The organism is Sulfitobacter sp. 1A13353 (assembly GCF_043557255.1).
In the GTDB taxonomy this organism is placed as follows: Bacteria; Pseudomonadota; Alphaproteobacteria; order Rhodobacterales; family Rhodobacteraceae; genus Sulfitobacter; species Sulfitobacter faviae.
Genome location: NZ_JBIFFS010000002.1, coordinates 310,389 through 324,918 on the forward strand (window position 1 = coordinate 310,389; position 14,530 = coordinate 324,918).

Annotated in this window: 14 protein-coding genes; 3 read left to right on the forward strand and 11 right to left on the reverse strand. The window is 63.4% G+C overall.

Annotation, left to right across the window (positions count from 1 at the left end; translation table 11 throughout):
* Positions 1-34 precede the first annotated feature (34 nt).
* Positions 35-556, reverse strand: coding sequence for a GNAT family N-acetyltransferase (locus ACGYLO_RS05230; RefSeq protein WP_271687925.1), 522 nt, complete (start codon positions 554-556; stop codon positions 35-37).
* Positions 556-2,697 (reverse strand): methylmalonyl-CoA mutase, encoded by a 2,142-nt coding sequence (gene scpA, locus ACGYLO_RS05235; RefSeq protein ID WP_271687926.1) that lies wholly within the window; start codon positions 2,695-2,697, stop codon positions 556-558. Before scpA ends, ACGYLO_RS05230 begins: the two co-directional genes overlap by 1 nt.
* A 165-nt stretch (positions 2,698-2,862) precedes the next feature.
* Here scpA and ACGYLO_RS05240 point away from each other — a divergent pair, with 165 nt between their 5' ends.
* On the forward strand, positions 2,863-3,318 hold the full coding sequence (locus tag ACGYLO_RS05240; RefSeq protein WP_271687928.1) for a DUF4174 domain-containing protein: 456 nt from the start codon (positions 2,863-2,865) through the stop codon (positions 3,316-3,318).
* Positions 3,319-3,360: 42 nt separating this feature from the next.
* Here the strand turns inward: ACGYLO_RS05240 and ACGYLO_RS05245 are convergent, their stop codons facing one another.
* The 7 genes from ACGYLO_RS05245 to ACGYLO_RS05275 all read right to left on the reverse strand — a co-directional run bounded on the left by ACGYLO_RS05245 (position 3,361) and on the right by ACGYLO_RS05275 (position 9,144).
* Complete coding sequence (locus ACGYLO_RS05245) at positions 3,361-5,406, reverse strand: acetyl/propionyl/methylcrotonyl-CoA carboxylase subunit alpha (RefSeq protein WP_271687929.1); 2,046 nt, start codon at positions 5,404-5,406, stop codon at positions 3,361-3,363.
* Between the two features lie 137 nt (positions 5,407-5,543).
* Positions 5,544-5,750 carry a hypothetical protein gene (locus ACGYLO_RS05250; RefSeq protein WP_067261646.1) on the reverse strand — a complete coding sequence of 69 codons (207 nt, stop codon included), beginning with the start codon at positions 5,748-5,750 and terminating at the stop codon, positions 5,544-5,546.
* 319 nt (positions 5,751-6,069) lie between these two features.
* The gene (locus tag ACGYLO_RS05255; RefSeq protein ID WP_067261657.1) at positions 6,070-6,417 is read right to left on the reverse strand and encodes a hypothetical protein; all 348 of its coding nucleotides are present in this window, start codon (positions 6,415-6,417) and stop codon (positions 6,070-6,072) included.
* Between the two features lie 81 nt (positions 6,418-6,498).
* Positions 6,499-6,639 (reverse strand): hypothetical protein, encoded by a 141-nt coding sequence (locus ACGYLO_RS05260; RefSeq protein ID WP_162931863.1) that lies wholly within the window; start codon positions 6,637-6,639, stop codon positions 6,499-6,501.
* 214 nt (positions 6,640-6,853) lie between these two features.
* Positions 6,854-7,354 carry a DUF6497 family protein gene (locus tag ACGYLO_RS05265; RefSeq protein WP_276154290.1) on the reverse strand — a complete coding sequence of 167 codons (501 nt, stop codon included), beginning with the start codon at positions 7,352-7,354 and terminating at the stop codon, positions 6,854-6,856.
* Positions 7,252-7,506, reverse strand: coding sequence for a Rho termination factor (locus ACGYLO_RS05270; RefSeq protein ID WP_271687933.1), 255 nt, complete (start codon positions 7,504-7,506; stop codon positions 7,252-7,254). Before ACGYLO_RS05270 ends, ACGYLO_RS05265 begins: the two co-directional genes overlap by 103 nt.
* Before the next feature lie 105 nt (positions 7,507-7,611).
* Positions 7,612-9,144 carry an acyl-CoA carboxylase subunit beta gene (locus tag ACGYLO_RS05275; RefSeq protein ID WP_271687934.1) on the reverse strand — a complete coding sequence of 511 codons (1,533 nt, stop codon included), beginning with the start codon at positions 9,142-9,144 and terminating at the stop codon, positions 7,612-7,614.
* Positions 9,145-9,313: 169 nt separating this feature from the next.
* Between ACGYLO_RS05275 and ACGYLO_RS05280 the strand changes: the two genes are divergently transcribed.
* Together ACGYLO_RS05280 and ACGYLO_RS05285 are read left to right on the forward strand one after the other, a co-directional pair.
* Positions 9,314-10,528: a multidrug effflux MFS transporter gene (locus ACGYLO_RS05280; protein WP_271687935.1), complete on the forward strand. Its 1,215-nt coding sequence runs from the start codon at positions 9,314-9,316 to the stop codon at positions 10,526-10,528.
* A gap of 78 nt (positions 10,529-10,606) precedes the next feature.
* Entirely contained in the window at positions 10,607-12,007 is a 1,401-nt protein-coding gene (locus tag ACGYLO_RS05285; protein WP_271687936.1) for a short-chain fatty acyl-CoA regulator family protein, read from the forward strand.
* On the opposite strand, the gene ACGYLO_RS05290 is transcribed toward ACGYLO_RS05285, so the two are convergent.
* Positions 12,008-12,682, reverse strand: a complete 675-nt coding sequence (locus ACGYLO_RS05290) for a thermonuclease family protein (RefSeq protein ID WP_271687938.1) — start codon at positions 12,680-12,682, stop codon at positions 12,008-12,010.
* Positions 12,683-12,743: 61 nt separating this feature from the next.
* Positions 12,744-14,402 (reverse strand): choline dehydrogenase, encoded by a 1,659-nt coding sequence (gene betA, locus ACGYLO_RS05295; protein WP_271687939.1) that lies wholly within the window; start codon positions 14,400-14,402, stop codon positions 12,744-12,746.
* Positions 14,403-14,530: the final 128 nt, after the last annotated feature.

The window sequence follows — 14,530 nt, forward strand, 5'->3', positions numbered from 1 at the left end:
TCGGCCCCCAGCTTAACCGCTGGCATCGGGGAAGTCAGGATGCAGTCAGCGTTTTTTGCATCAAGATGAGATCGAGCCATTGGCCATGTTTGCGCCCCACCTCGGGCATCCGCCCGACCTGCGCAAAGCCCAGTTTTTCATGGAACGTCACAGCGCCGGGATTGGCGCTGCTGATCGCTGCGACCATGGTGTGACGGCCCTGCGCCGCTGCCGCCTCTATGGCCTGTGTCATCAGGTCGCGGCCCAGCCCCCGCCCCTGCGCCGCCTCGGACAGGACGATGCTATGCTCCACCGTCGCGGCATAGCCCGGCCCGCCCCGAAAGCTGCCATAGGTGACAAAGCCCAGCACCGCGCCCTCCCCTTTGGCCACCCAAAAGGCATCGGCGCGGGCGGCGATCAGCGCCGCGATTTCCGCCGGCGTCTTTTCGTCGGTGGTGAAGGTCGACAGGCTGTCGCGGATCATACCGTTCCACAGCGCCGCCACGGCGGCGGCATCCTGCGCCACGGCGGGGCGGATCGCGCCGCCCCTCAGGGCGGCGCTTCCGTCGTCTTGCATCACTTCCGCGTCTCGCGGATCAGCTTCAGGATATCCTGCGCGGCGGTTGGGATATTGGTGCCGGGACCAAAGATCGCCTTCACGCCCGCGTCTTGCAGGAACTTGTAGTCCTGCTGCGGGATCACTCCGCCGCAGATCACGAGGATATCTTCGGCGCCCGCGTCCTTCAGCGCCTGAATGAGCTGCGGCGCCAGCGTCTTGTGCCCCGCAGCCTGGCTCGAGATGCCGATGACATGCACGTCGTTGTCTACCGCATCCTGCGCGGCCTCCGCGGGCGTCTGGAACAGCGGGCCTACGTCGACGTCGAAGCCGATGTCGGCGAATGCGGTGGCGATCACCTTGGCGCCGCGGTCATGACCGTCCTGGCCCATCTTGACCACCAGCATGCGCGGGCGGCGGCCTTCGGCCTCGGCGAACTCCTCGACCGATTTCTGGATGTCGGCAAAGCCCGCGTCGCCTTCGTAGGCCGCGCCATAGACCCCCGAGAGCGTCTTGACCTCGGCCCGGTGCCGTCCGAATTCCTTTTCCATCGCCATGCTGATTTCCCCCACTGTGGCGCGTGCGCGCGCGGCCTCGACCGCCGCGTCGAGCAGGTTGCCGCCCTCGGCTGCCCGCCGTGTCAACTCATCGAGCGCCGCCGTGCAGGCGTCCTCGTCACGCTCGGCGCGGATGCGCTCCAGACGGGCCACTTGTCCTGCGCGCACCTTGACGTTGTCGACGTCGAGAATGTCGATCGGCTCTTCCTTGTCGCGGCGGTACTTGTTGACGCCGACGATCACCTCGGTGCCGCGGTCGATACCCGCCTGACGCTGTGCCGCGGCTTCCTCGATCCTGAGCTTCGGCATGCCGGAGGCCACGGCCTTGGTCATGCCGCCCATCTCCTCGACCTCCTCGATCAGCTTCCAGGCCGCCTCGGCCAGATCGGCGGTCAGCTTCTCGACGTAATACGACCCCGCCAGCGGATCGACGACATTGGTGATGCCGGTCTCTTCCTGCAGGATCAGCTGGGTGTTGCGGGCGATGCGGGCGGAATGCTCGGTCGGCAGGCCGATCGCCTCATCGAGCGAATTGGTGTGCAGCGACTGGGTGCCGCCCAGCACCGCCGAAAGCGCTTCGTAGGCCGTGCGCACAACATTGTTGTAGGGGTCCTGTTCGGCCAAGCTCACGCCGGAGGTCTGGCAATGGGTGCGCAGCATCGAAGACTTGGGGTTCTTCGGTTCGAACTCCTCCATCACCCGCGCCCAGAGCAGACGCGCGGCGCGCAGCTTGGCGGCCTCCATGAAGAAGTTCATGCCGATGGCGAAAAAGAACGACAGACGCGGCGCGAAGCGGTCGACGTCCATGCCCGCAGCGATGGCGGTACGCACGTATTCGCGCCCGTCCGCGATGGTGAAGGCCAGTTCCTGCACGAGGTTCGCGCCCGCCTCCTGCATGTGGTAGCCCGAGATCGAGATCGAGTTGAACTTCGGCATGTGGTCCGAGGTGTATTCGATGATGTCCCCGATGATCCGCATCGACGGCTCCGGCGGATAGACATAGGTGTTGCGGACCATGAATTCCTTGAGAATGTCGTTCTGGATCGTGCCCGAAAGCTTGGCGCGGTCATGGCCCTGCTCTTCGCCCGCAACGATGAAGCTCGCGAGGATCGGGATCACCGCACCGTTCATCGTCATGGAGACCGAGACCTGATCGAGCGGGATGCCGTCGAAGAGGATCTTCATGTCCTCGACCGAGTCGATGGCCACGCCGGCCTTGCCCACATCGCCCTCCACCCGGGGGTGGTCGCTGTCATAGCCGCGGTGGGTGGCGAGGTCGAAAGCGACGGAAACACCCTGCTGGCCCGCGGCCAAGGCACGGCGGTAGAAGGCGTTAGATTCCTCGGCGGTGGAGAAGCCCGCGTATTGCCGGATCGTCCAGGGACGGCCTGCGTACATCGTGGCCTTCACGCCGCGGGTGAAGGGCGCCTCGCCGGGGATGCTGCCCAGATGCTCCAGCCCGTCCACGTCCTCGGCGGTGTAAAGCGGCTGGACGTCGATCCCCTCCAGCGTCTTCCACGTGAGATCGTCAAGGCTGCGCCCACGCAATTCGCCGGTAGCCAGTTCCTGCCAACGCGCCTTCGCGTCCTTTTGGTCGGATGTCATATGCTTGTCCTTCTCCCTTAGCGCCCGGCGGCAGGCATCGGCCTGCGCAACTGGGGCGGCTGAATTGTCAAAGGCCGCACCCCTAGGGGGATAAATCCCCCCTGCGGCGCTTTGCCCTTCGCAAACTGGCACAGGCCCCCTATATTTGAGGGGACAGGAGCCTTGATGAAACGTTTGATCTCACTAGTTTTTGCAGGATTGATGACCACGGCGGCCATGGCCCAAGGGGCCGATGCCCCGGTGGAAGACTCACTGTTCCTGCCTGCCGATATGGCCGATCTCAGCACCTTCCAATGGACCAAACGGCCCGTACTGGTCTTTGCCAATTCCGAGAACGACCCCGCCTTCGTCGCGCAGATGGAATACCTCCGCGAGCGTGAGGACGAGTTGCGCCTGCGCGATGTCGTCGTGCTGACCGATACCGACCCCGCCGCGCAGAGCCCGCTGCGCCTGCGGATGCGCCCGCGTGGTTTCATGCTGGTGCTGGTCGACAAGGAAGGCCAGATTGAGCTGCGCAAACCCTTCCCTTGGGACGTGCGCGAGATCACCCGCAGCATCGACAAGATGCCGCTCAGGCAGCGAGAGATCAGAGAGGCGAAGGAGCGCGACGTCAACCGCTGATGCCCCGCGCCCTGCCCGCCCTGATCGCCCGCGCGTCGCACCCTATTCGAACTCCATGATTACATCGTCCACCGCAAGGCTGTCGCCCGCACCGGCGTTGACCTTGCTGACGACGCCCTTCTTCTCAGCGCGCAGGATGTTTTCCATCTTCATCGCCTCGATGGTGCAGAGCGCTTGACCCTCTTGAACCTCGTCACCCACTTCGACGTCGAGCTTCACCACCAGACCCGGCATCGGGCAGAGCAGCATCTTCGACGTGTCAGGCGGCAGCTTCTCGGGCATCAGGGCCGCCAGTTCCGCCTGGCGCGGCGTGCGGACATGGACTTTCAGGTCTGCACCGCGGGTGCGGATGCGGAAGCCGCCTGAGATTTTGCCGACCTTCAGCACCAGAGGCGCGCCATCGACGGTCATCTCGGCAAGTTGGTCGCCCGGGGTCCAATCGCCGCTGACCCGCATTTCGCTGCCGTCAGAGAAAGCCACCGTCGCTCCTTCGGGATCGGCCTTGGTGACCACATCAAAGTTCTCACCCTGAAGCTTCACGTTCCAGTCGCTGCCGACTTTGCGCTCGTGGTTGTCCATCCGGCCCGAGACGCGGGCGCGGCGGATTTCGCCAACGCGGTGCATGGCGGCACAGGCGGCGGCGATGCGGCGCAGCTCGCTCTCCGGCAGTTCAACGCCTTCGAAGCCCTCGGGATATTCCTCGGCGATGAAGGCGGTGGTCATCTCGCCCGAGACGAACTTGGGGTGATCCATCACCGCGCTGAGGAAGGGCAGGTTGTGCCCGATGCCCTCGACCTCAAAACTGTCGAGCGCCACGCGCATCTTCTCGATCGCCTCGGCGCGCGTCGGCGCCCAAGTGCAAAGCTTGGCGATCATCGGGTCGTAATACATCGAAATCTCGCCGCCCTCGTAAACCCCGGTGTCGTTGCGCACGGCCATGTCGCCCGCGGGCGCGTCGCCCTGCCATGTGCCCTGCTCCAGAAGCGGCCCCGCGGCCACCTCCTGCGGCGGGCGGTAGCGGGTCAAGCGGCCAATGGAGGGCAGGAAGCCGCGGTAGGGGTCTTCGGCGTAAAGCCGGTTCTCAATGGCCCAGCCGGTCAGGGTCACGTCGTCTTGGGTGATCGACAGCTTTTCGCCGTTGGCCACGCGGATCATCTGCTCAACCAGATCGACGCCCGTGATCAGCTCGGTCACCGGGTGTTCCACCTGCAGGCGGGTGTTCATTTCGAGGAAGTAGAAATTCTTGTCGCCGTCGACGATGAATTCCACGGTGCCCGCGCTGGTGTAGCCCACGGCCTGCGCCAATGCGACGGCCTGTTCGCCCATGGCCCGGCGGGTCTCTTCGTCAAGGAAGGGGCTCGGCGCCTCTTCGACCACCTTTTGGTTGCGGCGCTGGATCGAGCATTCGCGCTCGCCCAGATAGATGCCGTTGCCGTGACTGTCGCAAAGGACCTGAATCTCAATGTGGCGCGGCTGCGTCACGAATTTCTCAATGAAGATACGGTCATCGCCGAAGGAATTCGCGGCCTCGTTCTTGGACGATTGGAAACCCTCGCGTGCTTCCTCGTCGTTCCAAGCGATCCGCATGCCCTTGCCACCACCGCCAGCGGAGGCTTTGAGCATCACCGGGTAGCCGATCTCATTGGAGATCTTCACCGCTTCCTCGGCGTCTTCGATCAGCCCCATGTAACCCGGCACGGTCGAAACCCCGGCCTCTTTGGCGATCTTTTTCGAGGTGATCTTGTCGCCCATCTTCTCGATGGCCCCTTTCGGCGGGCCGACGAAGGCCACGCCAGCGGCCTCCAACGCTTCGGCGAACTTGCTGTTTTCGCTCAAGAAACCATAGCCCGGATGCACCGCCTGCGCGCCCGATTGCTTGATCGCCTCCATCACCTTGTCGATGACGATATAGGACTGGTTCGCCGGGGGCGGGCCGATGTGAATGGCCTCATCCGCCATTTCCACATGCAGCGCCTGCGCATCTGCATCGGAATAGATCGCCACGGTGATCAGACCCATTTTCTTGGCGGTCTTGATCACGCGGCAGGCGATTTCGCCCCGGTTGGCAATGAGGATCTTGTCAAACATCAGCAGTTCCTTTGACGGTGACAGGCCACGCAAAATGCCGCGTCAGCCGGGGCTGCGCGGGTGCCTGTAGGGGTAAAGATGAAACGGAGGCCGCCCTGCCCGCGCGGATGGCGGGCAAAGCGGCTATTGTAGCTGGATCAGTTACATTTGCCGGGATTGAGCTGGCAATAACCGACGTTGGCTGCAGCGCCAATGGCTGCGCCCTGCGCCAGCGACCCGCCTGTGACGGCTGCCGCACCTGCGCCGACGGCTGCGCCGCCCAAACCTTGTTCGCCGATGTTGTCGCCGCATGCGGCCAGACCGGCTGTCGCGCCAAGCGCGAGAATGATGTTACGAATGGACATGTGCCTGCTCCTTCACTGCTATCTACTATCCGACCAACGCCCTGCCGTTTGACAAGTTCCCGGTCGGTTTTTCGGTCTGCTGCCTTGTGGCGCGAAAACCACCCTTTCGAAAAGTCGGGCAGCCCCGCACCAGCGCGCGACTGCCCGATAGGGGAAGGGGTATGGTCTTCATGTCCAACGGCACGAAGGACAAATGATGTGCCGCTAGCCAAGGCAAGCTTGGCCCAAGCCCGCAGCGGCGCCAAGCCTGCGCCAGTCCCGAACGGAACTTCGGCAAAGGTGTGCTGAACGGCGGAAAGGCGCGGCGACATCATGCCGATCAATCCTCGAACGCTTCGGGAAAGGCGGCGCGGGCGGCGGCCACGTCAAGCACCAGCAGCGCTTCGTAATCGGCAGGGTCGAAAGGATCGGTCGCGGGCAGAACCTCACGGCCAAAGAGCCAAGAGAGGCGGCCCGCATCCAGATTGCCCCGCTCGAACGGATGTTCGCCAAAGGCTTCCCAAAGGGCTTTGACAAAGGCGGTATCGGCGCGACGGTCCGGGGCGCGGCGGTCGGGGCGACGCTCACGCCGGGTGATGGGCGTGACCCCTTTGGGGTTCGGGCGGCGAATGGTGAATTGAAAATCGGTGCCGGGCAAACGCCCAGGGAACCCGCGGTGTTTTAGCATATAGGCGGGCATCAGACACCCCTCCCGGTTGCAGGGGTGGCTGGGATCAGGGCAGGCGCAAACGCCTGCCCTGCAACGGCATTACTTGTACTTGCCGGTGTAGACGGGCTCAACCGAGATGGGCTCGGGCTCGACCACGACAAACTCTTCTTCTTGCTGCGCGCAGGCCGAAACCGCTGCAACGAAACCGATGGCTGCCAGCAACTTGATGCTCTTGGACATGTAAATCTCCTATCAATGTTAAATGAACCTGACACGACAACACGCCGGCCAAGCCCGGGTTCTGAGGTAAGGGATACGTGGGTATTCCTTGACCGCATCATATGCGATTCACATGGCAATGGATACGGTTGCAAGTGCAATCGGTCACGTTGTGACTCCAAAGCATCATTCCAATCCGAGGATCGGCGGATTCTTGCAAGATATTGCCTGCGCATCACAAACCCTCCCAAATGCAGGTGTCATTCTGCGCCCGGAAAGCTTCGAAATACTGGGTCGCCTCGGGGTCGGCCGCGCCGAATTCCACCGGACGGTCGGCGAGGGAGACGACGATCACCTGCCCCGCCAGCGCATGTTCAGTCATGTAAGGAAGTGCGACGACCGCGCAGAGATGTTCCATATCCGGCGCGGCGCGGTCATAGGCGATGGCCCCCGGCCCTTTGGCAATCTGCGGCGCGATAAAACGGAAGCGAAGCCAAGTTTCACCGCCGAGCTCCTCGACCAAGACCTCTTGCAGGTCAACGGTTTGGCCAGAGGGGACATCAATGGCCCGCGCGGGGGTTGCAAGCCCGACCGCCAGCAGGGCTGGCAGCCAAGCCCAGCGCAGAAGAGCGCCTAGTGGTTGCGCAGCGCGTCGATCAGCGCGTCCTTGTCCATGTCCGAGCGTCCTTCGATCCCGAGCTCCTGCGCCCGGTCGTAGAGATCGTCCTTGGTCCAATCCTCGTAGGGCGGCTGTTTGCCCCCCTTCTGGCCGGGATGCTGGCTGTCGTTGGCCTGCGCATTGGCGATGCGGGCGGCTTTCTCCTTGCTCGCCCCATCCTCGCGCAGGGACTTGTAGGTCTCTTCGTCCTTGATGGATGAATTCGGCATGATCCGGTCCTCCTTTGCAAGGAAAACCACCCAGCCCGCCGAGGGTTCCGTGCGCGGCCCTCGTGGGATCGGTATTTAAGAAAGGATGAAGCTGCATGATGGCGCTCAAAGCGGGATGTTGTCGTGTTTCTTCCACGGGGTCTGCACTTTCTTGTTGCGCAGAGAGGCGAAGGCGCGGGCGACCCGTTTGCGGGTGCTGCGGGGTTGGATCACCTCGTCGATGAAGCCACGTTCGGCGGCGACGAAGGGATTGGCGAAACGATCCTCGTAATCCTTAGTGTGTTTGGCGATCTTTTCGGGGTCGTTCAGATCCTTGCGGTGAATGATCTCGGTTGCGCCTTTGGCGCCCATCACGGCGACTTCGGCGGTGGGCCAAGCGTAGTTGAAATCCGAGCGCAGGTGTTTCGAGGCCATCACGTCATAGGCGCCGCCATAGGCTTTGCGCGTGATGACGGTGACCATTGGCACGGTCGCCTCGCCATAGGCGAAGAGCAGTTTCGCGCCGTGTTTGATGACGCCGCCGAATTCCTGACCGGTGCCGGGCAGGAAGCCGGGCACGTCGACGAGCGTGAGGATCGGAATTTCGAAGGCATCGCAGAAGCGCACGAAACGCGCCGCTTTGCGCGAACTGTCGATGTCGAGGCAGCCGGCCAGCACCATCGGCTGGTTGGCCACCACGCCAACGGTACGCCCCTCAAGACGGATGAAACCGGTGATTATGTTCTTAGCGAATTCCTCTTGGATTTCGTAAAAGTCGCCCTCATCCGCCAGTTTGAGGATCAATTCCTTCATGTCATATGGGGTGTGGGCGTTCGACGGTACCAGCGTGTCGAGCGAGGGCTCAATCCGATTGGGATCGTCGAAGAAGGGGCGGACCGGCGGTTTTTCGCGGTTGTTGGCGGGCAGCAGATCGACGAGGCGGCGCACCTCGGCGAGTGCCTCCACATCGTTCTCGAAGGCCGCATCGGCGACGGAGGATTTGCGCGTGTGGGTCGTGGCGCCGCCCAGCTCTTCGGCGGTGACGACTTCGTTGGTGACGGTCTTCACCACGTCCGGACCGGTGACGAACATATAGGAGCTGTCTTTGACCATGAAGATGAAGTCGGTCATCGCGGGCGAATAGACCGCCCCGCCCGCACAGGGGCCCATAATGACGCTGATCTGGGGGATCACGCCGGAGGCTTCGATGTTGCGCTGGAAGACCTCGGCATAGCCTGCAAGGCTGGCCACGCCCTCTTGGATCCGCGCGCCGCCGGAATCGTTAATGCCGATCACCGGCGCGCCGTTTTGCACTGCCATATCCATGATCTTGCAGATTTTCTGAGCATGGGTTTCAGAGAGCGAGCCGCCGAAGACGGTGAAATCCTGACTAAAGACATAGACGAGGCGGCCGTTGATCGTGCCCCAACCGGTGACCACGCCATCGCCTGCGGGCTTTTGATCTTGCATACCGAAATCGGTGCAGCGGTGGGTGACGAACATGTCGAATTCCTCGAACGAGCCTTCGTCAAGCAGCAGATCGACCCGCTCCCGCGCGGTGAGCTTGCCGCGGCCGTGCTGCGCATCGATCCGTGCCTGACCGCCGCCCAAACGCGCATCTTCGCGACGCCGCTCCAGTTGTTCGAGAATGTCTTTCATGACGCACCCCTATTGTGATTTCGACCAGTCTACCGGAGGAGCGCAACTGACCAAAGCGCAATTTTGCAAATTTGCAAAATCAATACAGGCGTGGTGAAGCAAAATGAAAAGTTGCAAAACAATCTAGTTAACATGGACATTTCCCATACCCGCGACTACTTGCATTTGCATGAGCGATATCCCCCGGGTCCGGTATTTAGACCGGACGACCCCACCCCATATCTCAACGCTGATCCTGCTGGCCGGGCTTTCGGCCATGGTCATGAACATTTTCCTGCCCAGTCTGCCGAAGATGGCAGAGCATTTCGGCACGGATTATGCGGTGATCCAGCTTTCGGTGCCGCTCTACCTGTTCTTCAGCGGGATACTGCAGATTTTCATCGGGCCGATTTCGGACAACCTCGGGCGGCGGCGGGTGATGCTTTGGGGCTTGGGCATCTTTTTCGTGGCTACGGTCGGCTGTCTGCTGGCGCCGAACATCGCCGTGTTTCTGGTATTCCGCATGGCGCAGGCCGTGATCGCCACGGGCATGGTGCTGAGCCGTGCGGTGATCCGCGACCTTTATACCCAAGACGAATCCGCCTCCATGATCGGCTATGTGACGATGGGCATGGCGCTGGTGCCGATGATCAGCCCCGCCCTGGGCGGTTTGCTGGAGCAGGGTTTCGGCTGGCAGGCTTCCTTCTGGGCGATGCTGATCCTCGGCGGGTTGGTCTTTTGGGTGGCTTGGGCGGATTTGGGCGAAACCGCCCGGGCCAGCGGCAAATCGCTGCGGCAGCAGTTCGGCGAATACCCCGAGTTGCTCCGCTCCCCCCGCTTTTGGGGCTATGCTCTGGCCACGGGCTTTTGCTCGGGCGCCTTCTTTGCCTATCTCGGCGGCGCGCCCTTTGTGGGGACCGTGGTCTTCGGGATGGAGCCTGCGGTGCTTGGCCTCTATTTCGGCGCACCCGCGATTGGCTATTTCATCGGTAACTTCGTCACCGCGCGGACGGCGACCCGGTTTGGCGTCAATACGCTGGTGCTTTGGGGCTGCATTTCCAATGCCGTGGGTGGCACGGTGTCGCTGCTGATCTTCCTTGCAGGATACGGCTCCCCGCTCAGCTTTTTCGGGCTGATGACGCTGGTGGGGCTGGGCAACGGGCTCTGCATTCCCAATGCCACCGCCGGGATGCTGTCGGTGCGCCCGCATCTGGCGGGTACGGCCTCCGGGCTGGGCGGGGCGATCATGATCGTTGGCGGCGCGGCGCTCAGCGCGCTGGCGGGCGCCCTGCTCACCCCCGAAACCGGAGCCTATCCGCTGCTGTGGCTGATGCTGCTGACAGCCATTGCCTCGGTCGCGTCCATCTGGGTGGTGGTCCGGCGCGAGAAAGCTTTAGGGCTTTAACCCGAAGCTGCTCGGACTTGTGACCCTAGCTTTGCAAAGCTAGGCTGCACCTGACTGCAAAGTTGCAAAGGTGCGCGGATGGCGATCCAGAAACTCTATGCCGGTGTGAAACTGCGTGAGACCCGCACCCGCGCGGGGCTGACGCAGAAAGATTTCGCCGCCCGGCTGGGCGTCTCCTTGCCCTATCTCAACCAGATGGAGAACAACAACCGGCCCGTCAGCACCAATGTCGTGCTCGCCTTGGCGTCGGAGTTCAGGCTGGATGTGACCGAGCTTTCCAGCGGCGATGGGGAGCGGTTGGTCAGCGATCTGCGCGAGGCGCTGGCCGATCCGATTTTCGCCGGAAAGGCACCCCCGGTGGCCGATCTGCGCCTTACCGCCTCCAACGCGCCGGGGCTGGCACATGCCTTTCTCGCGCTGCATCAAAGCTACCGACAGGTACATGAACGGTTGGCCTCGCTGGACGAAGCCCTGGGCCGTGAGGATGCCCGCGCGATGCCCTCCCCTTGGGAAGAGGTGCGGGACTTCTTTCACTATTGCGACAATTACATCGATGCTGTCGACCGTGCATCAGAGCATTTCGCGACCCGCGAAGGCAGCGGAAGTGATACGCGGGCGACCGCGGCGCGTGCGCTTGAGAGTGCCGGGGTGCGCGTGGTTTTTGAGGATGACGACCGGCTGCGCGCCTATGATCCCGCACGCAGGGTGCTGCATCTATCGGCCCGTGCAGCGCCTGAGACGCAGACCTTTCAGATGTTGTTGCAGGTGGCGCTGACCCAGCAGGATGCGCTGCTGGAGGCGACGCTGGACCTTGCCCGCTTCCACAGCGCCGCGGCGCGGGATATCGCAAAGATTGGGCTGGCCAATTATTTCGCCGGGGCGGCCCTGTTGCCCTATGGGCGGTTTTTGCAAAAGGCGCAGGACTGCCGCCATGATCTGGAGGTGCTGGCCGGGCATTTCGGTGCCTCGATCGAGCAGGTGGCGCATCGGCTGTCGACGATGCAGCGCCCCGGCGCGAAGGGGGTGCCCTTCTTCTTCGTCCGGGTCGATCAGGCAGGCACGATCACCAAACGCCATTCCGCGACCCGACTGCAATTCGCGCGTTTCGGCGGCGCCTGCCCGCTTTGGAACGTCCACCGCGCCTTTGAGACGCCGGGGCGGTTCCTGCGGCAGCTGGCCGAGACGCCGGATGGGGTGCGCTATATCAGTTTGGCGCGGGACATCTCGAAACCGGCGGGGCGGTTTGGCGCGCCGGTGCGGCGCTACGCGATCTCACTCGGCTGCGAGGTGCGCCATGCGCCCGCGCTGGTCTATGCCGATGGGATGGATGTCACCCGCAGCGATGCCTTTGAACCGATAGGCATTTCCTGCCGGATTTGCGAGCGCCGGGACTGCCATCAACGCTCCGTCCCGCCGCTAGAGCGGCAGTTGGTGGTCGACCCGCATCTGCGCGACACCCTGCCCTACCAGGTGGAGTGATCAGCGCCGCGCGCGCCGCCACCCCGCGCCGCGCGCCTCGGCTTCGGAGCAGAACCAACGCTCGCCCTTGCGGGCGCTGATGCGGGTGCGGCTGTAAAATTCCTGCCCCGGCATATGGTAAATCTTGACACCCTTGGCGCTGATATTGCCTTTGATCTGGCAGCTCCCCTCGGGCCGGGCAGGCTCGGACCCGCTGCGGCGGGTCACGCGGTAGCGGGCGGGGGAAACCGTCTTGAACCCGTGAATCCCACGGCCTGCGACAAAGGCGGCTTTCTCATCCAGATCATAGTCCATCGAATATTTCCGATAGGCAAAGGCCAGCCCGTCACGCACCAGCGCCTGCCCCACGTCAACGTTGCCCACATGGCAGCGGGCGACGATGCGATCATAGCGGTCGCGGTCTAGTGCCTCACAATGCGCGTTGGCCCCTTGGTATCTGTCGCGCACCTCCCTCGTTGTCCAATCTCCGCAGGCCCAAGCCTGCCCGCCCTCGGTCTCGCAGGTCTGGCTGGATTCGAGCGCATCGATGCCGTGTAAGCGGATGCGCGTACCGCCGAGATCGAAAGTATCCCCGTCGATCACGCGAACCACGCCCGAGACGGTCTGCGCCCCCGCCGATCCAGTTGCGAGGCTCAGTGTCAGACTGAGGGCGAAAAGTGAACAAATCCTTAACATGAGGCAGGTATGACGCCCTGCCCCGCGGCCTTCAAGACAGGAGGTTAAGGCAAGTTAACGATCAGCGCTGCGCCACCTGCCAGTTCGGATGCACCCAAGGTTCGTCATTCGCGCGCGGCAGCGGATCGCGGCCCAGAAGGAGGTCCGAGACCTTTTCGCCGACCATGATCGAAGGCGCGTTAAGGTTGCCATTGGTGATCCGCGGGAAGATCGAACTGTCGGCCACGCGCAGCCCCTCGACCCCGATCACCCGTGCCTGCGGGTCGACCACGGCGTTCGGATCGTCCGCCGCCCCCATGCGGCAGGTGCCGCAGGGGTGATAGGCGCTCTCGGCGTGTTCGGCGATGAAGGCATCAAGCTCCGCGTCCGACTGCAGCGCGGCGCCGGGCTGGATCTCGTGTTTAACGAAGGGTTTGAAGGCATCCTGCGCGAAGATTTCCCGCGTGAGGCGGATACAGGTGCGGAACTCCTCCCAATCGTCGGGATGGGACATGTAGTTGAAGCGAATACGCGGCGCCTCGGCCGGGTCGGCGGAGCGCAGGGTAACGGCACCGCGCGATTTGGAGCGCATCGGCCCCGTATGGGCTTGGAACCCGTGCCCCTCGGCCGCCGCCTGCCCGTCATAGCGCACGGCAATGGGCAGGAAATGGTATTGGATATCAGGGTATTCCACGCCGGGCTTCGAGCGGATGAAGGCCGCGGATTCGAACTGGTTCGAGGCCCCCATCCCGGTCTTGGTAAAGAGCCATTGCGCGCCGATGACGGCCTTCGACAAGAGGTTCCAGTGCTTGTAGAGCGTGATCGGCTGGCGCGAGGCCATCTGGATGTAAAGCTCCAGATGGTCCTGCAGGTTCTGCCCAACGCCGGGGCGGTTAGCCAGCACCTCGATCCCGTGTTCGGCCAGATGCGCGGCGGGGCCGATCCCCGAGAGCATCAGCAGTTTGGGCGAGTTGATCGACGAGGCCGCCAGCACCACCTCGCGGCTGGCGCGAATCACCTCCGTCGCGCGGCCACGCTTGACCTCGACACCCACAGCACGGCCCTCTTCGATCACGACACGTTGCGCCAGCGCACGGATCAGGGTGACGTTGCCGGTCTTCTGCGCCGGGCGCAGATAGGCATTGGCCGCCGACCAGCGCCGCCCGTTCCAGACAGTCTGCTCCATCGGGCCGAAACCCTCTTGCTGCTCGCCGTTATAGTCATGGGTCACCGGGTAGCCCGCCTGTGCCCCGGCCTGCACGAAGGCGTCGAAAAGCGGGTTCTCGCGCGGGCCGCGGCTGACGTGCATCGGGCCGTCCTTGCCGCGCCATGCAGCATCGCCGCCGTGGCCGTTCTCGTGCCATGTCTCCATGCGTTTGTAGTAGGGCAGCACGTCGGCATAGGACCAGCCGCGCGCGCCGACCTCCTCCCAATGGTCGAAGTCCTTGGCATGGCCGCGGACGTAGACCATGCCGTTGATCGACGACGAGCCGCCGATCACCTTGCCGCGCGGGCAGACCAGCTCGCGGTTGTTGAGATGCGGCTCGGGCTCGGATTTATAGCCCCAGTCGTAGCGCGGCATGTTCATCGGGTAGCTGAGCGCCGCCGGCATCTGGATGAAAGGCCCCGCATCGCTGCCGCCGTGTTCGATAACGATGACCTTCCGGCCCGCCTCGGCCAGACGGTAGGCCATGGCGCAGCCCGCGGAGCCCGCGCCGACGATGACAAATTCAGCTTCCATAGCTCTTCCTTCCGTGATTCCCCGCCGGGTCAAGGATGCGCAGCACCGCGCGAAGGCGCGGCTTGTCCTTGAGGCGGTGGGGAATCGCTCCCCAGAATTGACGAGGTGACTTGAGGATCAGGCCGATC